The sequence below is a fragment of the Shewanella sp. SP1S1-7 genome, assembly GCF_031932105.1.
In the GTDB taxonomy this organism is placed as follows: domain Bacteria; phylum Pseudomonadota; class Gammaproteobacteria; order Enterobacterales; family Shewanellaceae; genus Shewanella; species Shewanella baltica.
The window spans coordinates 22,178-40,938 of record NZ_JAUOEU010000018.1 but is presented as its reverse complement, the minus strand read 5'-3'; the positions used below and the strand labels follow the sequence as shown (position 1 = coordinate 40,938).

Genomic DNA, 18,761 nt, shown 5'->3' with positions numbered 1-18,761 from the left:
GCAAAGATGAAATTGACATTTGCAGTTTATCGCTACAATCCTGACGTAGATACTAAACCGTATATGCAGGATTACAGCTTAGAAGTAGCTGACGGCTCTGACATGATGGTGCTCGATGCACTGATTAAGTTGAAAGAGCAAGATCCGACTCTGTCATTCCGTCGCTCATGCCGTGAAGGTGTGTGTGGTTCTGACGGTGTGAACATGAATGGTAAAAATGGTCTGGCGTGTATTACCCCAATTTCAACCTTCAAAGGCAAGAAATTAGAAATACGCCCATTACCAGGTATGCCAGTTGTTCGTGACTTAGTTGTTGATTTAACTCAGTTCTATAAGCAGTATGAGAAGATCAAGCCTTACCTCATCAATGATGAGAAAGCACCAGCCCGTGAACACTTACAATCACCTGAAGAGCGTGCTCATTTAGATGGTCTGTACGAATGTATCATGTGTGCCTGTTGTTCTACGGCTTGCCCATCATTCTGGTGGAATCCTGATAAGTTTATCGGTCCAAGCGGTCTGCTTCACGCATATCGTTTCTTGATCGACAGTCGCGATACAGCAACAGAAGAACGTTTATCTGAGCTGGACGACGCCTATAGCGTGTTCCGTTGCCACGGCATCATGAACTGCGTTGACGTTTGTCCAAAAGGTCTTAATCCGACTAAAGCAATTGGTCATATTAAGTCCATGCTGTTGAAGCGAGCAGTGTAATGCGAGAACCCGAGCTGAAACCAATAATAATATAGCTCTTGAAGAGTCACTTTCTGGTAGCAGAAGGTGACTCTTTTGCGTATGTAATGGAAGACAACGCGCCGTATATCTGGACATCTAGGGGCGGCAGAAATTATGCGTCGAAGGTAATCTCTACAGACTGCATATTTAATACTATGGCTAAGCACGTGTATAAAGTTTGAAAGGAATAGAAATGCACCAAGGCATCATGAAAGCCTGGCTCGAATCATCTCACTTAAGTGGTGCAAATTCGACCTACGTAGAAGAGATGTATGAAGCCTATCAAGAAGACCCACAGTCAGTCGCTGATGATTGGCGTGCGGTATTTGATAATCTCCCTCCTGTGAACGGTGCCTCTGTTGATGCGCCTGAAGCTGCTCACTCAAAAGTACGTGATTATTTTCGCAGTTTAGCGTTAGAAGGACGCCATAAGAGCTCTGCTCGTGTGACGGATCCTGAACTGGATGCTAAGCAAGTTAAAGTCCTGCAGTTAATTAACGCCCATCGTTTCCGTGGTCATCAAGGTGCTAACCTTGACCCCCTAGAACTGTGGAAACGCGAACCTGTGGCCGATTTAGATCCTGCCTTTCACGGCCTGACTAAAGAAGACATGGATCGTGAGTTTAATACTGGTTCTTTTGCTCATGGTGGCGAAACCATGAAGCTTGCGGATTTGGTAAAAGCACTGAAAGCCACTTATTGTGGTTCTATCGGTGCTGAATATATGCACATTACCGATACCGATGAGAAACGCTGGATCCAACAACGTCTCGAACCTTCCTTAGGTAAAGCTAACTACGATAAAAGTGTTAAGACACGCATTCTTGAAGGCTTAAACGCCGCAGAAGGCATTGAAAAATACTTAGGTGCTAAATTCCCTGGTGCGAAACGTTTCTCGTTAGAAGGCGGCGATGCGTTAGTGCCTATGATGCGCGAAATTATTTATCGTGCAGGTGAAGCGGGTACTAAAGAAATCGTAGTAGGTATGGCTCACCGTGGTCGTCTAAACGTACTGGTTAACGTATTAGGTAAGCGTCCTGCTGAACTGTTTGATGAGTTCGCGGGTAAGCATGCTGATACCCACGGTTCGGGTGACGTTAAGTACCACCAAGGTTTCTCCTCTGATTTCGAAACGCCGGGCGGCAATGTGCATTTAGCACTGGCCTTTAACCCATCGCACCTTGAAATCGTTAACCCTGTGGTCATTGGTTCGGTACGTGCCCGCCAAGACCGTCGCGGTTGTAAGGATGGCTTACAAGTCATGCCTATTACTATTCACGGTGACTCAGCCATTGCGGGTCAAGGGATAGTACAAGAGACATTCAACATGTCTCAAACCCGCGGTTTTAAAGTGGGCGGCAGCATTCGCATCGTAGTGAACAACCAAGTGGGTTTCACTACGTCTAACCATGCGGACGTGCGTTCAACGGAATATTGTACTGACATCGCTAAGATGGTTCAGGCGCCGATTTTCCACGTTAACTCTGACGATCCCGAAGCGGTTGCATTTGTATCGCAGTTAGCCGTTGATTATCGTAACGAGTTCAAACGTGATGTGGTGGTTGAATTAGTCTGTTATCGCCGTCATGGCCATAACGAAGCCGATGAGCCAAGTGCAACTCAACCGCTGATGTATGCCAAGATCAAGAAACACCCAACGCCACGTAAGATTTATGCAGACAAGTTAATCGCTGAAAACGTGATTGCTGCCGATGAGGTGACTGGTCTTATCAATAATTACCGTGACGCATTAGATCAGGGTGATTGTGTGGTGAAAGAATGGCGTCCAATGACGCTGCATTCTGTTGACTGGACACCTTATATTGGTCGTGAGTGGGACGAAGCGTTTGAATCTGCGATGTCGGCAGAACGTTTACAAAACCTTGCGGACAAATTGAGCTACGTTCCTGAAAGCCATCCATTACAATCCCGTGTTGCTAAGATTTATGGCGACCGTGTTGCTATGGCAAAAGGTGAGAAACCACTCGATTGGGGCTTTGCAGAAACCTTGGCTTATGCCTCGATTCTGGAAGACAACAAGCGCGTTCGTATCACAGGTCAAGATTCTGGCCGTGGCACTTTCTTCCATCGTCATGCTGTGTTGCACAATCAAAACGATGGCACGACTTACATGCCACTACGCAACATTGCCGATGAGCAAGGTCCGATTGATATTACTGACTCAGTGTTATCTGAAGCCTCAGTATTGGCATTTGAATACGGCTATGCGACGGCAGAACCTGGCGGCCTGACCATTTGGGAAGCCCAGTTTGGTGACTTTGCCAACTGTGCGCAAGTGGTTATTGATCAGTTCTTGTCATCGGGTGAACAAAAGTGGGGCCGTTTATGTGGTCTGACTATGTTGTTGCCCCATGGTTATGAAGGTCAAGGCCCAGAGCACTCAAGCGCCCGTTTAGAGCGTTTCTTGCAAATGTGTGCTAACCACAACATGCAAGTGTGTGTGCCTTCAACACCTGCACAGGTTTACCATATGTTGCGCCGTCAAGTGGTGCGCCCAATGCGTCGACCACTTATCGTGATGTCGCCTAAATCATTGCTGCGTCATCCATTAGCCGTGTCCAGTTTGGAAGAATTGGCCAGTGGTAGTTTCCAAAATGTGATCGGTGAAATCGATACCTTGGAAGCAAGCAAAGTGGATCGCGTTGTTTTCTGTAGTGGTAAAGTTTACTTCGAACTACTGGAAAAACGTCGTAAAGAAAACATCACTAACGTAGCGTTAATTCGTGTTGAACAGTTATATCCGTTCCCACATGATGAAATGATCGTTGCTTTGGCTGATTACCAACATGTTAAAGATTTTGTTTGGTGTCAGGAAGAGCCACAGAACCAAGGTGCTTGGTACTCGAGTCAACACCATTTCTGGGCCGCGATTCCTGCAGGTGCACAGTTAACTTATGCCGGCCGTGAAGCGTCAGCTGCGCCAGCATGTGGTTACCCTGAGTTGCATACACATCAGCAAGAATCTTTAGTGAACAGTGCCCTGAAACTTACAATCACACTGTAGTAATAGACATTTTATAAAAGGATAGTTTTTCATGAGTATCGAAATCAAGGTACCTGTACTACCAGAATCTGTTGCCGATGCCACGATTGCCACTTGGCATGTGAAAGTGGGCGAGCAAGTTTCTCGTGATCAAAACCTGGTTGATATTGAAACCGATAAAGTGGTTCTTGAAGTGGTTGCGCCAGAAGATGGCCACATTGGCGAGTTTTTGTTTGAAGAAGGCGCCACTGTTTTAGGTGAACAAGTGATCGCTAAGTTCATCGCGGGTGCAGTTTCTGGCCAAGAAGTGACTAAAGCTGAAGCAGAAGCGGCAACGCCAGCAGCTGCGACAAGTGACGAATCTAACGATGCGTTAAGCCCATCAGTACGCCGTTTACTGGCCGAGCACAATGTTGATGCTAGCAAAGTAAAAGGCACGGGTGTGGGTGGTCGTATTACGAAAGAAGACGTTGAAGCTTTTGTTAAGTCTGCCCCTAAAGCAGCGGCGCCAGCAGCACCTGCTGTGGCTCCGTTAGCGGCTGGCCGTAGCGAGAAGCGCGTGCCAATGACACGTCTGCGTAAGACAATCGCTAACCGCTTGTTAGAAGCGAAAAACTCTACCGCTATGCTCACGACATTTAACGAAGTGAACATGAAGCCCATCATGGATATCCGTAAGCAATACCAAGATATCTTTGAAAAGCGCCACGGTATCCGTTTAGGCTTTATGTCTTTCTACATCAAAGCTGTGACAGAAGCACTGAAACGTTTCCCAGAAGTCAACGCGTCTATTGATGGCGATGATATCGTTTATCACAACTACTTCGACATTAGCATCGCAGTATCAACACCACGTGGTCTGGTAACACCAGTGTTACGTGACACAGATACCATGAACTTAGCTGAAATCGAAAAAGCGGTTCGTGATTTAGCCATCAAAGGCCGCGACGGTAAGCTGACTGTGGCAGATATGACTGGCGGTAACTTCACTGTGACTAACGGTGGTGTTTTCGGTTCATTGATGTCTACCCCAATCCTTAACCTGCCACAAAGCGCGATTTTAGGCATGCATGCCATTAAAGACCGCCCAATGGCAGTTAATGGTCAGGTTGAAATCCTGCCCATGATGTACCTAGCACTCTCATATGACCATCGTATTGTTGATGGCCGTGAGTCTGTTGGTTTCTTGGTTGCGATTAAAGACTTCCTAGAAGACCCAACTCGTCTGCTGCTTGATCTGTAAGACAACTCGCTAAGAGTTTGCGCTTAAAGAAATAGCCAGACATACCCTCGTGACTGGCCCAAATGGGCCAGTTGGATTTGATTAGAAGTATACGGATAGATCATCATGAATTTGCATGAGTATCAGGCAAAATCCTTATTTGCCGAATATGGTTTACCAGTGTCAGAAGGTTTTGCATGTGATACAGCCCAAGAAGCTGTAGAAGCGGCAGGCCATATTGGCGGAAATTTATGGGTTGTTAAGTGTCAAGTACACGCAGGCGGCCGCGGTAAAGCGGGTGGCGTTAAAGTCACTGGCGATAAAGAAGAAATCAGAGCCTTTGCCGAACACTGGTTAGGCAAAAATCTGGTGACTTATCAAACTGATGAGAAAGGTCAGCCAGTTGCTAAAATTTTAGTAGAAAGCTGCACTGACATCGCTAACGAACTGTACCTAGGTGCCGTTGTTGACCGCGCGACTCGTCGCGTTGTGTTCATGGCGTCGACTGAAGGTGGTGTTGAAATTGAGAAAGTGGCAGAAGAAACGCCAGAACTCATCCACACTGCAATCATCGATCCTTTGACTGGCCCACAAGGTTATCAAGCTCGCGATCTTGGCTTCAAGTTAGGTTTAAACCCAACGCAAATGAAGCAGTTCACTAAGATCTTTATGGGTCTGGCGACTATGTTCGTTGATCATGATTTCGCACTATTAGAAATCAACCCACTGGTTATTACCACTGAAGGCAACCTACACTGCCTAGATGGTAAAATCGGTATCGACGGTAACGCACTGTTCCGTCAACCAAAAATCAAAGGCATGCACGATCCATCACAGGATGACGCGCGTGAAGCTCACGCGGCTAAGTTCGAACTGAACTACGTAGCATTAGACGGTAACGTTGGCTGTATGGTGAACGGTGCTGGTCTGGCTATGGGTACTATGGATATCGTTAACTTGCACGGTGGCAAGCCAGCGAACTTCCTAGACGTAGGCGGCGGCGCGACTAAAGAACGTGTAGCAGAAGCTTTCAAAATCATTCTGTCTGACAGCAATGTGAAAGCGGTTCTGGTTAACATTTTCGGCGGTATCGTACGTTGTGACATGATCGCAGAAGGTATTATCGGCGCCGTTAAAGAAGTGGGCGTTAAAGTACCTGTTGTGGTTCGTTTAGAAGGTACTAACGCTGAACTTGGCCGTGAAGTATTAGCTAAATCAGGTCTTGATATCATTGCAGCTACCAGTCTGACTGACGCGGCTGAGCAAGTAGTTAAAGCTGCGGAGGGCAAATAATGTCTGTCTTAATCAATAAAGATACCAAGGTAATTTGCCAAGGTTTCACTGGCGGTCAAGGTACATTCCACTCACAACAAGCTATCGATTACGGTACGCAAATGGTGGGTGGTGTGTCTCCTGGTAAAGGCGGTCAAACTCACTTAGGTCTACCAGTGTTTAACACGGTAAAAGATGCTGTTGCTGCTACTGGCGCGACTGCTTCTGTGATCTATGTACCGGCACCATTTTGTAAAGACGCCATCCTTGAAGCTATCGACGGTGGCATTGAGCTTATCGTTTGTATCACTGAAGGCATTCCTACACTGGACATGCTGCAAGTTAAAGTGAAGCTTGAAGAAACTGGCGTTCGCATGATCGGCCCTAACTGCCCAGGTGTTATCACCCCAGGTGAATGTAAGATCGGCATCATGCCAGGTCACATCCACTTAAAAGGTAAAGTGGGTATCGTTTCTCGTTCAGGTACTCTGACCTATGAAGCGGTTAAGCAAACGACTGATGAAGGTTTCGGCCAATCTACTTGCGTAGGTATCGGTGGTGACCCAATTCCAGGTACTAACTTCATCGACGTATTGGAAATGTTCCAAAACGATCCACAGACTGAAGCGATTGTAATGATCGGTGAAATCGGTGGTAACGCTGAAGAAGATGCGGCTGCTTACATCAAAGCACACGTAACTAAGCCTGTTGTGTCTTACATTGCCGGTGTAACTGCACCTGCTGGTAAGCGTATGGGCCACGCTGGCGCGATTATCGCTGGCGGTAAAGGTACTGCAGAAGACAAATTTGCTGCATTAGAAGCAGCTGGCGTGACAACTGTCCGCTCGCTAGCTGATATCGGCAAAGCGCTGCGTACTCGTACTGGTTGGTAGGCTAAACCGTTCGATACTAAAAGGCGCCTAAGGCGCCTTTTTTATTGGCTGTATAAGACAGGAATGGGATTGAGCTAACACCATGAAGACTAGATATTTTTTCTTCTACGGGTTAGATTGATGCTTCTCTACTCAGCAGTCGCCTGCGCCATGGGCGAGCATAGCGTGATGAGAGCCATTAACCATGAGCTAAGTGCTTATGGCTTCAGTGCTGTTTCTGCAAAATATCTTGAATTCAAATTTTTATCACACGGTTGCAGCCTATCGCTGCGAGCGTATTTGTATTATGGGGCTTACCGCATTGGGGGAGGGTAAGCCACTGAGTCGATGTTAGCCTGAGTCACGGCTTGAACATCACGTTTCTTTACGAGGGAAAGACTGTGAAAACACCTAAAATCATTATTTCGGAAATCGATTTAGAAAGACTAGAGCGATTATTGGAGTCACTGCCGGCAAATGCGTTTCCGGGCAAAGCGGCATTGGAGGCTGAATTAGAGAGGGCCGATATCGTGCCTGCATCTCAGATGCCAGCAAATGTGGTGACCATGAATTCGGAAGTGAAGTTTAGCGTTTCATCCAGTAATGAAACCTTCTGTTTACGTTTAGTGTATCCAAAAGACATCAATGGCGCGGGCACGATTTCTATTTTGGCGCCGGTGGGGAGTGCATTATTAGGGTTGTCTCAAGGCGATGAGATTGAATGGCCAGGCCCTGGTGGTTCTATGGTAAAAGTGCGTATTGAAGAAATCCTGTATCAGCCTGAGCGCAGTGGTGATTACCACCGTTAAGCTTAAGGTTCTGGCGTAGTGTCGTTGACGTTACGCCAATAGTAACCATTTATCGATAGGCTGATGTATTAAGCGATCCATTTTTGAAGGAGTAAAGATGATAACCCAAACTGAACGATTAATTATTCGGCCATTTACTGAGCAAGATTGTGAAGCCCTGTATTTGATGAACAGTAATCCGGCGATGCTGAAATACATTCCCACTGCTGCTTTTACGTCTCGTGAGCAGGCGGTTGAGTTATTTCACCAGGTGATCCAAACCGATTATCAGCAACATGGTTTTGGTCGCTGGGCGGTAGAGCATAAAGCCGATAAACGTGTGATCGGTTTTTGTGGCCCGAAATTCATTGCAGAATTTAATGAAGTCGAACTGGGTTATCGTTATTTCCCTGAGTATTGGGGCACAGGGATTGGCACTGAGGCCGCATCTGCTGCATTAGCCGAATTTAAGCGTTTTGGCATAGAGCAGACAATTGCACTTATCTTAGAAGGGAATCTCGGCTCCGAAGGCGTGGCTAAGCGCGTAGGCATGCACTGGCGCGAGCAAAATGAGTTTATGGGCCATAAAGTGAATATCTACGCCAAGCTATTATAACGATTTGCCGATTAACATCATCCAATAAAAAAACCAGCCTAAAGCTGGTTTTTTGTGTCTCGGCGATGAAAGCTGAAGTCGACTAAGCGTCGTTATGCTCACAGGTATCATTGGTGCAAGTGCCGTACAAATATAAGCTGTGATTCGTCAGCTTAATGTTGTGTTTCATGGCAATTTCATCTTGACGACGTTCGATAACTTCATCTGAAAACTCAATCACTTTGCCACACGACAGGCAAACTAAGTGATCATGGTGATGCTGAGTTGAGAGTTCGAAAACAGCTTTACCGCTTTCAAAATGGTGACGACTGACAATGCCAGCATCATCAAATTGGTTTAACACACGGTAGACGGTGGCTAGACCAATTTCTTCACCCAAATCCAGCAGCTTCTTGTACAAATCTTCTGCACTGATATGTTGGTTTTCAGGTCCTTGCATCAGTTCTAGGATCTTGACTCGTGGCAGGGTAATTTTCAAACCCGCTTTTTTTAGCGCTTGATTTCCATCTGTCATTGCTAATCTCTTGATTGCAGAACCAATAGGTTCATCCGTGGATAGTGTTTGCCATTATAGGGGCTCAGGTTGAAAACTTAAACCTTTGTTCTGGCTTTATAGCGCGATATGCAGATAAATTGTGTCAATAGGCGTTAAATCACAATATTTTGCGGCAATTCAAGCATAGTTTTTGTATGGTTATACCAAGGAATAATATTCACGGCTGCCAAAGTCAGTAAGAATAATTCAAATAAATAAAATAATAAGGAATCGGCATGTACCAGCAAATTGTGGTGTTAACCGGCGCGGGGATCTCTGCGGAATCGGGATTACGCACCTTTCGCGATCAAGATGGTTTGTGGGAAGAACATCATATTGAAGACGTTGCCACACCTGAAGGGTATGAACGTGATGCTGAACTTGTGGAACGCTTTTACAATAGTCGTTGGCAGCAATTGCACAGTGGTACGGTTGAGCCCAATGCCGCGCACCTTGCCTTGGCAAAGTTAGAGGCAGAATTTCAAGGCCAGTTATTGGTCGTGACCCAGAATATTGATGATCTGCATGAGCGTGCGGGTTCACGTCGATTGCTGCACATGCATGGCGAACTATCCAAAGGCCGTTGTCCGCGTTCGCGTCAGACTTTTATTTTACGTGAGCCTTTTGGTGCCGATAACTGTTGTACCTGCTGTATTCCTGCCCAGCGTTTGCGCCCCCATGTGGTGTGGTTCGGTGAAATGCCCTTAGGGATGGATCGAATTCACGATGCGCTCGATAACTGCGACTTGTTTATTGCCATTGGCACCTCTGGTACTGTTTATCCTGCCGCAGGCTTTGTCGATACCGCTAATCATCACGGAGCGCAAACGGTTGAAGTGAATATGATGGCACCCGATAGACACAGTCAGTTTCAATATCACCTCACAGGAAAAGCGGGGGAGTTAGTGCCTCAGTTGGTTGATACCATTTTAGCGGGTCGAGTGATTGGCAGTGAGTCGAACGCATGAGCGAAAAAGTTGCGATTATAATGCGTGGCTTACCGGGCAGTGGTAAGTCACATTGGGTTGAAACTTACATTCTTTCCCTTCCTTTAGAAAAAGCCATTGGCGTGCGGCAACGTGGCGTATTTTCGACCGATAGTTTTTTCTACCATGAAGATGAATACCGTTTCGATGCCAAGAAATTACCTGAGTTTCATCAATGTAATTTGACTGGGTTTATTCAGGCACTTTCTTCAAGTGAGCCCGTGGTGATTTGTGACAATACCAATCTGTGCCACTGGGAATACATGGCCTATGAAGCGGCGGCAAAAGCCTTAGGTTATCAAGTTAGAATTGTGCTTGTGGGTGAACCAAGCCGTCTGGCTCATCAGCAGGAATGCGCGAAACGTAATCGCCACGGCGTTCCTTTGGCACAAATTCAGCGGATGGCGAAGGTATTTGAAGATTTTTAATTTCAGGTACTTACTTATATTGAGTGTTGTGATCTGTAGCAATCAATTTTAGGTATAGGTCCCGCGGTGTTTTCGCCCTGTCATAAGTCTGTTGTACTCTGTTTCAACGTTCTGCTTTGTCTATGTCGATGTCTATGTGCATTTGTATGGCTCGTACATTCGCCTTATCTATTTGACTGTGCACTTTAAGCTTGATCCCAAAGACAGTTTATCCACATAAGTCTGCGTATAATGCGCTAACTTGCGTGGCATTGAAGGGTCAATGCAAGATTGCAGCTGGCTTGATCGAGACCATTGAGCACAAGCGGACGTTTATCAGAGGGAAGAGCCATGCTCATTAAAATTTTACTAACAGTCTTAGTCATTGCTGGCGCTTGGTTTTTACTGGTGAAACGCAAGCGTCAGATTGAACCTCAGGCTGTTAATCTCAGTTCAAAGCGTTTTAGTGAACCGCTGTGGCGCCGATACCTGTTGACGGGTGTGTTTGTAGTGATTGGATTTAGCCTGCTGAGTTACAGTGTTTGGTATTGGCGCGATCAGCATAGAATTGTCACTGTGAGAATTGTGTCACCGAATGCCGACAATAACGGCGAGTATCGTGTGCGAAAAGGGGATATCTCAGACTCGAAAATGGTCACTATCGATGGCATCCATATTCGCTTTTCGACCCAAGAACGGTTGGCTATTATCGAAACCGATTAAGGCATATTTATTTTACTAAATTACCTTGCACGCCTTTTCATTGCCAACTTATGCGGTAAACTAGCGACAATTTTTTAGCCTGCACTTAAGTGGAATCGTTAACTTAAGTTTTTTTTCAGGAGGACAAATGATTACTGCTTATGTCTATGATAATCGTCACCTTACTGTGACAGAGCTCGGCATACTGGACAGTATTCCCGCATCGACCATTTGGTTAGATCTGTATAAACCCGATGATGAGGAGCGAGAGTGGTTAAGTCATTTTTCTGTTGAAGAAGTGCCTGACGAAGAAGATATCAATGAAATTGAGGCCTCAGCACGTTTTTATCAAAACAGTGACGGCTTGCATATTAATTCGTTATTCCCACAGCGTGTCGGCCAAGATGTGCGCGGCGTTAACGTTTCCTTCAACCTTCGTAGCAATTTTTTACTGACAATTCGTGAAGAAGACGTAGGTCTTATCCGTTTGCTGCGTAACTATTTGCGTTTAGGGCGGTTAGAAGTATCGACACCGCAGGAATTGTTTCTCGAATTATTTAATCTGAAAGTGGATTATTTATCTGACTTAATTGAAGACGTTTACACTGTACTTGAAAATGTCGGTGAGCAAGTATTTGATAACGACGAACTTGACGATGTATTTAAACTCATCACTCTGCAAGAAGACTCTAATGGTAAAATCCGATTAAGTTTGCTCGATACTCAGCGCTCACTGCGTTATATGCAGCGTTATTATCGTGGCCAGTTATCCGATGAACATTTAAAGGACTTGCGGGAAATGTTGTCGGATATCGAGTCGCTGATGCCCCACAGTCAGTTTATTTTCGATAAGTTAAACTTTCTGCTCGATGCGGCCATGGGTTTCAGTGGTCTGCAACAGAACAAAATCATCAAAATCTTCTCGGTTGCCGCTGTGGTGTTTCTACCACCGACCTTGATTGCCAGTAGTTATGGGATGAACTTTACCAGCATGCCTGAGCTTGAGTGGCAATACGGTTACCCTATGGCGATTGTGATGATGTTAGCCAGTGCCGCAGGTACTTACTTCTTCTTTAAACGTAAGCATTGGTTATAAGTCTGGCGCTAGCTGTGTTGATTTCTCGAATTAAAAATAAGGGTCGAATGCAATATTCGACCCTTATTTTTATCACTTTTATTTAATCATGTTCATTCAATGACTTTTATTCAATGAGTGAAGCTCGTTAGACATAATCGTTAAGCCAGTTTCTTAATCAACTACTTACGACTATCGCCGCCAAAGTAGTAACTCACTCGCTCGCGCGGATTTAGATACTCGTGGACTTTTTCAGGAAGTGCCGCAGGTGGTAAGCAGCGCACTATGCTGATCCCTTCAATCTCTAAATCAACGATAGGCGCTTGGTCTTTAGGAACTAACGCATCGTAAACCAATATCTTAGGGCATAGCAGTTTAGTTAAGTTAACCGACATCACCATGGCATATTGACCGCTGGATAATTCCACTACACTGCCTGGGGGATAAATGCCCAGCATCTTGATCATCTTGCCAATATACTCTTGATTTAGCTTAGTTTTGTATTGCTTATACAAATGCCCCAGTGCGGCGTAGGGCATTCTGGCTTTGCCCTGTTGGCTTGGGTAACACAAGGAGTCATATTCGTTCACTACCGCAATCAGTTGCGATACCTTATCGAGAGCCTCTTCCTTTAGGCCTTTGGGATAACCACTGCCATCGAGAAACTCGTGGTGATTGGTGATTGCAGGTAAGGCTGCTTGGGGAAAATTATCGGCTAATTTGAGCAGTTCAATCCCAAGTAATGGATGCTGCTTGATAAAATTAAGCTCTGGTGCTGACCAAGGTGTCGATTTTTTTAGAATTTGTGGTGGAATTTTTAATTTACCCACGTCGTGGAACAGGGCACTGAGACCGACCGTTTCGATTTCACTTCTATCCCATTCCATTTCTTTGGCGATCAGCATAGAGAGGATCGCAACATTCAAGGAGTGGTAGTAAATGCTTTCATCCTGCTTAGCATCACTCATCAAATGCAGCACTAAGTTATCTGAGTTGAGCAGCTGTTCGACTATGGTGTGCACCAAATCTTTGGCGTCATCGACCGCATTTAAGGGGCGATTACGTAGCTTAGAGATGAGGCTGCGCATCATGGCTACTGAGCGGGTAAAATTTTGCTCAGTTTTATTAATGTCACGGCGTAATTTTTTTTGTACTTCGATTTGCTCAGCCTTGTATTGATCCATGTCGTTTTTAAGCACATTGATTTCAGCACTTGGCGGCAATTTGATAGGGTTGACCGCATCAGCATGTATCGGGGCGACGTCGCTGCGTTCTAAATCGACGATGACATGTTCGATGCCCAGATTTTTAATCAACTCGATTTGCGCAGCTTGTTTAATATGAAAGCTACTGAATAAAAAGGGATGATCTTTCCAAGCCACGGGCAAACGCACAAAGTTGCCGACTTGAAGTTGATGGACTGAAACTTTACAGCTTTTTTTCATATTCTTGTTATCGTGAAGCGTAATGTGGGTTATTTTATCTCAATGATGCTGCTTTACAATTACTTAACTAACATGTCAGCATAGTAAGCCTAGTAAGTTGCCACTCCATTGAGGAAGTATGGACTTTATTGAAGTATACCCTAATGCGTTGCCGAATGACTTGTGTGACCGTCTCATTCTGGCATTTGAGCAACATGCTGGCGTTGTTGATGGACACACGGGCAATGGCGTCGATCTGGAGAAGAAGATCAGCCGCGATTTGACCTTAGATAGTTTCGTCGACCTGCAGCCTATCAGAAACGAACTCTTAGGTTATACCTTAAAGGGCGCGGTAGATTATTTCACAAAGTATTCAATGGCATTAATGGGTGCGGTTGCTGTGTCAGTGAGTGATGAGCAGGGCCAACCAGTGACGCTAACTCCGACTAATTTTGCGACGCTGGGTGCGCCTAGGGCCGATGGCTTAGTGAAGTATTTGTATCGCAGTGGCAGTATTAATATTCAAAAGTATCAGCAAAATAAAGGCGGTTATCCCCATTGGCATTCGGAGCAATTCCCGCAGAATGGCCACAATGAAGCTCTGCATCGCGTCGTGCTCTATATGTTTTATTTAAATGATGTGGAAGAGGGCGGCGAAACCGAATTTTATTATCAACAGCGTAAAATCTCCCCCAAAAAAGGCACTATGGTGATAGCGCCTGCGGGATTCACTCATACGCATAGGGGCAATAAACCCGTGAGTGGTGACAAATACATTGCTACCTCTTGGATCATGTTCAATCGAGCTGAGCAGTTATACGCTGTGATTGCCTGATAAAGTTCACTATTTACACATAGTTACACATCCTTGTTTTAACTATTCGTATTTAGCCTTTGTTGTGAGCTATCCCTGTCCTTAAACAGGGATACGGATCCTAAAGAGTGCACCTTCTAAGCGGCTTTCCTCAATTTTTAAACTACCACCGTAGCTGTGAACGATTTCATCACAGACGGCTAATCCGATACCTTGTCCTGGTGACTGGGTATCGGCCCGCACACCGCGTTGGATAATCTTCTGTCTAAGGCTTTCTTCGACACCTGGGCCATCATCTTCGACGATAAGTTCAAACTCACCTTGTGAATTAATCTCAGCCGATACATGCACTTGGCTGATACATAAGCGGAAAGCGTTTTCCATCAGGTTGCCACACAGCTCCATCAAGTCGCCCTTGTTGCCGGGAAACATTAAGGAAGGGGAAATGCTCGCTGAGAACTGCACTTGCTTATCGCGGTAAATCTTAAATAGCATTTGCGCTAATTGATCGACTAAGGGCGCAATCACAGTCTGTTCTTGCTTCAGGCCTTGGCGGCCTAACATGGCGCGTTTTAATTGATATTTGACCAGCTGATCCATCTGGCTGACTTGTTCCATGATTTTTTCGCTCGCCGATTGTTTACTCAAACTGGCGTCATCTGTGATGGCATGCACAGCGGCTAAGCGGGTCTTAAGGCTGTGTGCTAAGTCATTCATGGCATTTTGATAGCGCTGTTGTTGGGCGCTCGATTGTTGCAGCATTTGGTTGAGTGCTTGAGTTACGCCTTCGAGTTCAACAGGATAACCCTCAGAAAGTGATTTACTCTTACCTTGGTTAATCGATTGCAGTTCATTCTGCATCCGTACTAAGGGGCGCATTCCCCAATAGGCGGCGCTGACCAATAGAATTAACGCTAAGGCTAATACCATGGCGAGTCGAATATAAGTGCGTTTACTGAACTTACTGTATTCCTGCTCGAGCTTGGCGGCATCTTTGAGGACGAGCAGGTTGTAATGTACGCTAGCAATTTCCACCGCGAGCAAATAGACGAAGTAACCTCTGTCATCGGCCATAGTAAGATAATAGGGCGGTGAGTCGTTGCGAATTTCGTTAAAACGCTCGCAAGTATCAAATAAGCCACGGTCTACCGCGAGGGATGAAGTCCAAACCTGTTTGAATTTTTCATCACAACTCGCAATCACATAGCGTTCTTGCTTATTATTTTCCTCTAGCCACGCACTGGTATCTGGGATGAGATCGTGCTCCCGTAATTCGGCGGCGACTTGGGGGATTTCGGCAATGAGTTGTGCGGTTTCTTCGTTATAACTATTCTGCGCATGCAGGATATTGACCATCCATGCGAGCCCAAAACCCACTAAGGCAATAATCGATAGTGAGGTGAGAAACATCCGCGTCAGCAGACGTTTCTTAAATTTTAATCTTAATTGCATGGCAGGTTAAATTTATATCCTTGGCCGCGAATGGTGACGATGGGATTATCAATGCCATCGCGGGTCAGTTTTTTGCGCAGCCGGCTGACCATGACTTCAATGGTGTTTGGATCGCCTTCTTTATCGCCATATATCACATCGAGCAAACGTTGTTTGGCAACTACCTCGTGGCAATGACGCATTAAATATTCGAGGATTAAATATTCAAAGGCCGTGACTTCCATGATTTCATCACTCAAGGTGACTTGTTTGGCGGCGAGATCGAGCTTCAATTCCCCACTGCAAATTACCGGTTTAACAAAGCCTGCACTGCGGCGTACTAAGGCATCTAACCTAGCGACGAGTTCTTCTTTTTGAAAGGGCTTAACTAAATAGTCATCGGCTCCGGCATTTAGGCCTTCGACCTTATCCTGCCAATTGACACGTGCGGTGAGGATTAATATCGGCGCTTTAAGATCGGCTTCTCTGAGTTGTTCAATTAAGCTAATGCCATCTTGGTCGGGTAATCCTAAATCGACAATTGCGACATCGATCGGGTAATTTGTGGCCTGATAGAAACCTTCTTTGGCTGTGAGCGCCACTTGAACTTGATTGCCGAGATCGCTTAATTGCACTTTTAAGTGGTGGGATAAAATAGGATCGTCTTCAACAACCAAAATTCTCATAATATACATGCCTTAATGTGGATGATCTAAGCCTTAGCAAAGCAGTCTACGCAAAATCACACTGGTAACCAAATAGAGTCTTAGCATATCTTAGTCGAACTTAACCTTTGCTGACCGAGCGGAACGTGTGGTCAAAATAAGAACTTATTTATTGTTGAATAAGAAAGTATCACCGCAAAAAGTATTAGCGTATCGGTGAATTCCCCCAAGGAGACTTTTGTTTTCTGATCCGCAAAATGCCGTTACCACAGATAATTGCACCTAAGGTAAATAGCATCACCGCCATCATAATAAAAGATAATCTCAACCAAGGCGCTTCTTGCGCTAAACGCATTTGTATCGCTTCAATCGTGGTGACACCCCAGACGGTAAAGACACTCACAAATAATAGAACTTGTAATAAACGCAGTAAATAAACCGAATTAAAGCATAAAGCTAAGGGGGCTATTGCAAAGGGGATAGCAAAGTTGATTTGTTCATAACGTACGAAGTGGGCACACAATAGCCAGCACGCTATCAGGATCCAAAGACTTCTCCACCACATTTGTTCAACTCCAATTAACGTATCAAAATAGTAAACATAATGTATCTAAAAACAAACTTCCGTACTATTGGCATGTTCACATTTTACTAATTTTAGAAAAATGAATTGGCATCATTAATGTAAACAAACAGCGCAGGTTTAAGTGTGAACAAAAAATATAAATAAAAACGCCCAACACAGAGGCTGGGCGTGATGGGTATTTAACTAAGGCTAGTTAGATTTATCTGAATGATGAACTTGCTCATCAAAACTTCTAGCAGCCTTACCCGCTTGTGTGTTGTTAAACACTTGCTCGTTAAATTCACCTTCAGATTTCGCAATAATCACTGTTGCGACACAGTCGCCCGTCACGTTAACTGCGGTACGTACCATGTCGAGTAGGCGATCAACACCGATAATCAATGCAATACCTTCAACCGGTAATCCAACTTGATTCAATACCATGGCCAGCATGATAAGTCCAACACCCGGAACGCCAGCTGTACCAATGGATGCCAATGTTGCTGTCACAACAACAGCGGCATAATCGGTGAGCGAGAGTTCAATGCCAAAAACCTGGGCGATAAATACAGTGGCCACACCTTGCATAATTGCAGTGCCATCCATATTAATGGTCGCACCTAAGGGGAGCGTGAAGGCAGCAATCTTATTATCGACACCTAATCTATGCTCAGAGGCTTCTATGGTAATAGGTAAAGTGGCATTTGAACTTGCTGTTGAGAAGGCAAACAATTGCACATCGCGCATTTTACGAATAAATATTAATGGATTGAGGCCTGAGAAGAGTTTTAGAAGTGTCGGGTAAACAATAAATGCATGGACCAGTAATACACCGAGAACCACGAAGAAATATTTAACTACGCTACCAAAGGTTTCTAAACCGAGCGTTAATGCTAATTTTGCCATCAGCGCAAACACACCATAAGGTGCCAATTGCATAATCAGTGTCACGACGCGCATGATGACTTCATTTAAATCTTCAAACAAAGCCGCAACTCGTTTACCTCGCTCACCAATATGGGCAATAGCAAAGCCAAAAATAACCGCAAAAATAATGATTTGCAGCATATTTCCTTCACTCAATGCCTGCATCGGATTGGTGGGGACTATATTGATAATCACGCTTGAAAGACTGGGCGCTTCTTTGGCAATGTATTCCATTTTTTCTGAAGCGAGTGAAGCGTTCCCAGGATGTATAAGTACGGCACTGACAATCGCAACTACGAGAGCAATTGCGGTGGTGAATAAATAGAAAGCAAGGGTTTTGCCCCCTAAACGGCCTAATTTTGAAGGCTCACTCAGTGAGCAAGTGCCACAAACTAATGAAATAAAGACTAAAGGAACAACTAACATTTTTAAGCTGGAGATGAAAATGGTACCGATAACATGTAAAAAACCTTCGGTAATATAGTCTTTTACGATATCGCTTTCTGGAAAGGCATTGCGGAGTATGAGACCTAAGACAATACCTGTTCCCATACCGATCAGAATTTTACTTGTAAGGCCGAGTTTATTTTTTATCGAAATTGCCATGGGGAGTCCTGTGTGTTTTTTATACATTCTATTTTTTGGCGCTCACAAGACTAGCAAGAAAACGGCGAAGATGAAATGACAAATAGCGTTAAAGTATTTGTGTTATTTGTGAAAT

At 45.0% G+C, this 18,761-nt stretch carries 18 protein-coding genes; 12 read left to right on the top strand and 6 right to left on the bottom strand.

The annotated features are described in order from the left end of the window. Positions 1-6: 6 nt before the first annotated feature. The 7 genes from Q4Q49_RS14385 to Q4Q49_RS14355 all read left to right on the top strand — a co-directional run bounded on the left by Q4Q49_RS14385 (position 7) and on the right by Q4Q49_RS14355 (position 8,509). The gene (locus Q4Q49_RS14385; RefSeq protein WP_106650759.1) at positions 7-714 is read left to right on the top strand and encodes a succinate dehydrogenase iron-sulfur subunit; all 708 of its coding nucleotides are present in this window, start codon (positions 7-9) and stop codon (positions 712-714) included. A 214-nt stretch (positions 715-928) separates the two neighbouring features. Then, positions 929-3,760: a 2-oxoglutarate dehydrogenase E1 component gene (locus Q4Q49_RS14380; RefSeq protein WP_311999671.1), complete on the top strand. Its 2,832-nt coding sequence runs from the start codon at positions 929-931 to the stop codon at positions 3,758-3,760. A 31-nt stretch (positions 3,761-3,791) separates the two neighbouring features. Further along, positions 3,792-4,982, top strand: a complete 1,191-nt coding sequence (gene odhB, locus Q4Q49_RS14375; protein WP_220590442.1) for a 2-oxoglutarate dehydrogenase complex dihydrolipoyllysine-residue succinyltransferase — start codon at positions 3,792-3,794, stop codon at positions 4,980-4,982. A 105-nt stretch (positions 4,983-5,087) separates the two neighbouring features. Then, a complete protein-coding gene (gene sucC / locus Q4Q49_RS14370) occupies positions 5,088-6,254 on the top strand; it encodes an ADP-forming succinate--CoA ligase subunit beta (RefSeq protein ID WP_107947894.1) in 1,167 nt (388 codons plus the stop codon). After that, complete coding sequence (gene sucD / locus Q4Q49_RS14365; protein ID WP_107947892.1) at positions 6,254-7,126, top strand: succinate--CoA ligase subunit alpha; 873 nt, start codon at positions 6,254-6,256, stop codon at positions 7,124-7,126. Before sucC ends, sucD begins: the two co-directional genes overlap by 1 nt. Before the next feature lie 380 nt (positions 7,127-7,506). Then, entirely contained in the window at positions 7,507-7,914 is a 408-nt protein-coding gene (gene rnk / locus Q4Q49_RS14360) for a nucleoside diphosphate kinase regulator (RefSeq protein WP_311999670.1), read from the top strand. Positions 7,915-8,011: 97 nt separating this feature from the next. Then, on the top strand, positions 8,012-8,509 hold the full coding sequence (locus tag Q4Q49_RS14355; RefSeq protein WP_261273128.1) for a GNAT family N-acetyltransferase: 498 nt from the start codon (positions 8,012-8,014) through the stop codon (positions 8,507-8,509). Between the two features lie 82 nt (positions 8,510-8,591). Here Q4Q49_RS14355 and fur read toward each other — a convergent pair whose 3' ends face one another. After that, positions 8,592-9,023, bottom strand: a complete 432-nt coding sequence (fur, locus tag Q4Q49_RS14350) for a ferric iron uptake transcriptional regulator (protein ID WP_106650752.1) — start codon at positions 9,021-9,023, stop codon at positions 8,592-8,594. A gap of 257 nt (positions 9,024-9,280) precedes the next feature. Here fur and cobB point away from each other — a divergent pair, with 257 nt between their 5' ends. The 4 genes from cobB (at position 9,281) to corA (ending at position 12,235) form a co-directional block, all read left to right on the top strand. Further along, positions 9,281-10,012, top strand: coding sequence for a Sir2 family NAD+-dependent deacetylase (gene cobB, locus Q4Q49_RS14345; RefSeq protein WP_311999669.1), 732 nt, complete (start codon positions 9,281-9,283; stop codon positions 10,010-10,012). Further along, entirely contained in the window at positions 10,009-10,458 is a 450-nt protein-coding gene (locus Q4Q49_RS14340) for an ATP-binding protein (RefSeq protein WP_286994283.1), read from the top strand. The genes cobB and Q4Q49_RS14340 overlap by 4 nt, the downstream gene beginning before the upstream one ends. A 330-nt stretch (positions 10,459-10,788) precedes the next feature. Beyond that, a complete protein-coding gene (locus Q4Q49_RS14335; protein WP_028759709.1) occupies positions 10,789-11,160 on the top strand; it encodes a hypothetical protein in 372 nt (123 codons plus the stop codon). A 127-nt stretch (positions 11,161-11,287) separates the two neighbouring features. Next, positions 11,288-12,235: a magnesium/cobalt transporter CorA gene (gene corA / locus Q4Q49_RS14330; protein ID WP_028759710.1), complete on the top strand. Its 948-nt coding sequence runs from the start codon at positions 11,288-11,290 to the stop codon at positions 12,233-12,235. 161 nt (positions 12,236-12,396) lie between these two features. Here the strand turns inward: corA and Q4Q49_RS14325 are convergent, their stop codons facing one another. Continuing rightward, positions 12,397-13,659 (bottom strand): HD-GYP domain-containing protein, encoded by a 1,263-nt coding sequence (locus Q4Q49_RS14325; RefSeq protein WP_028759711.1) that lies wholly within the window; start codon positions 13,657-13,659, stop codon positions 12,397-12,399. 118 nt (positions 13,660-13,777) lie between these two features. Between Q4Q49_RS14325 and Q4Q49_RS14320 the strand changes: the two genes are divergently transcribed. Continuing rightward, positions 13,778-14,473: a 2OG-Fe(II) oxygenase gene (locus tag Q4Q49_RS14320; RefSeq protein WP_311999667.1), complete on the top strand. Its 696-nt coding sequence runs from the start codon at positions 13,778-13,780 to the stop codon at positions 14,471-14,473. Positions 14,474-14,554: 81 nt separating this feature from the next. On the opposite strand, the gene Q4Q49_RS14315 is transcribed toward Q4Q49_RS14320, so the two are convergent. The 4 genes from Q4Q49_RS14315 to Q4Q49_RS14300 all read right to left on the bottom strand — a co-directional run bounded on the left by Q4Q49_RS14315 (position 14,555) and on the right by Q4Q49_RS14300 (position 18,646). Next, positions 14,555-15,904, bottom strand: a complete 1,350-nt coding sequence (locus Q4Q49_RS14315) for a sensor histidine kinase (RefSeq protein ID WP_311999666.1) — start codon at positions 15,902-15,904, stop codon at positions 14,555-14,557. Continuing rightward, the gene (locus Q4Q49_RS14310) at positions 15,895-16,569 is read right to left on the bottom strand and encodes a response regulator (protein ID WP_106650745.1); all 675 of its coding nucleotides are present in this window, start codon (positions 16,567-16,569) and stop codon (positions 15,895-15,897) included. Before Q4Q49_RS14310 ends, Q4Q49_RS14315 begins: the two co-directional genes overlap by 10 nt. Positions 16,570-16,753: 184 nt before the next feature. Next, positions 16,754-17,113, bottom strand: a complete 360-nt coding sequence (locus Q4Q49_RS14305) for a hypothetical protein (RefSeq protein WP_259541658.1) — start codon at positions 17,111-17,113, stop codon at positions 16,754-16,756. Between the two features lie 210 nt (positions 17,114-17,323). Beyond that, positions 17,324-18,646 (bottom strand): dicarboxylate/amino acid:cation symporter, encoded by a 1,323-nt coding sequence (locus Q4Q49_RS14300; RefSeq protein WP_311899639.1) that lies wholly within the window; start codon positions 18,644-18,646, stop codon positions 17,324-17,326. Positions 18,647-18,761 lie beyond the last annotated feature (115 nt).

What these genes read in the sequence shown, in the direction of transcription:
- Q4Q49_RS14315 (WP_311999666.1), bottom strand. Translation starts at nt 15,904, where the DNA reads ATGCAATTAAGATTAAAATTTAAGAAACGTCTGCTGACGCGGATGTTT.
- Q4Q49_RS14325 (WP_028759711.1), bottom strand. Translation starts at nt 13,659, where the DNA reads ATGAAAAAAAGCTGTAAAGTTTCAGTCCATCAACTTCAAGTCGGCAAC.
- Q4Q49_RS14385 (WP_106650759.1), top strand. Translation starts at nt 7, where the DNA reads ATGAAATTGACATTTGCAGTTTATCGCTACAATCCTGACGTAGATACT.
- Q4Q49_RS14335 (WP_028759709.1), top strand. Translation starts at nt 10,789, where the DNA reads ATGCTCATTAAAATTTTACTAACAGTCTTAGTCATTGCTGGCGCTTGG.
- Q4Q49_RS14340 (WP_286994283.1), top strand. Translation starts at nt 10,009, where the DNA reads ATGAGCGAAAAAGTTGCGATTATAATGCGTGGCTTACCGGGCAGTGGT.
- Q4Q49_RS14320 (WP_311999667.1), top strand. Translation starts at nt 13,778, where the DNA reads ATGGACTTTATTGAAGTATACCCTAATGCGTTGCCGAATGACTTGTGT.
- Q4Q49_RS14380 (WP_311999671.1), top strand. Translation starts at nt 929, where the DNA reads ATGCACCAAGGCATCATGAAAGCCTGGCTCGAATCATCTCACTTAAGT.
- Q4Q49_RS14355 (WP_261273128.1), top strand. Translation starts at nt 8,012, where the DNA reads ATGATAACCCAAACTGAACGATTAATTATTCGGCCATTTACTGAGCAA.
- cobB (WP_311999669.1), top strand. Translation starts at nt 9,281, where the DNA reads ATGTACCAGCAAATTGTGGTGTTAACCGGCGCGGGGATCTCTGCGGAA.
- odhB (WP_220590442.1), top strand. Translation starts at nt 3,792, where the DNA reads ATGAGTATCGAAATCAAGGTACCTGTACTACCAGAATCTGTTGCCGAT.
- fur (WP_106650752.1), bottom strand. Translation starts at nt 9,023, where the DNA reads ATGACAGATGGAAATCAAGCGCTAAAAAAAGCGGGTTTGAAAATTACC.
- Q4Q49_RS14305 (WP_259541658.1), bottom strand. Translation starts at nt 17,113, where the DNA reads ATGTGGTGGAGAAGTCTTTGGATCCTGATAGCGTGCTGGCTATTGTGT.
- Q4Q49_RS14310 (WP_106650745.1), bottom strand. Translation starts at nt 16,569, where the DNA reads ATGAGAATTTTGGTTGTTGAAGACGATCCTATTTTATCCCACCACTTA.
- corA (WP_028759710.1), top strand. Translation starts at nt 11,288, where the DNA reads ATGATTACTGCTTATGTCTATGATAATCGTCACCTTACTGTGACAGAG.
- sucC (WP_107947894.1), top strand. Translation starts at nt 5,088, where the DNA reads ATGAATTTGCATGAGTATCAGGCAAAATCCTTATTTGCCGAATATGGT.
- Q4Q49_RS14300 (WP_311899639.1), bottom strand. Translation starts at nt 18,646, where the DNA reads ATGGCAATTTCGATAAAAAATAAACTCGGCCTTACAAGTAAAATTCTG.
- sucD (WP_107947892.1), top strand. Translation starts at nt 6,254, where the DNA reads ATGTCTGTCTTAATCAATAAAGATACCAAGGTAATTTGCCAAGGTTTC.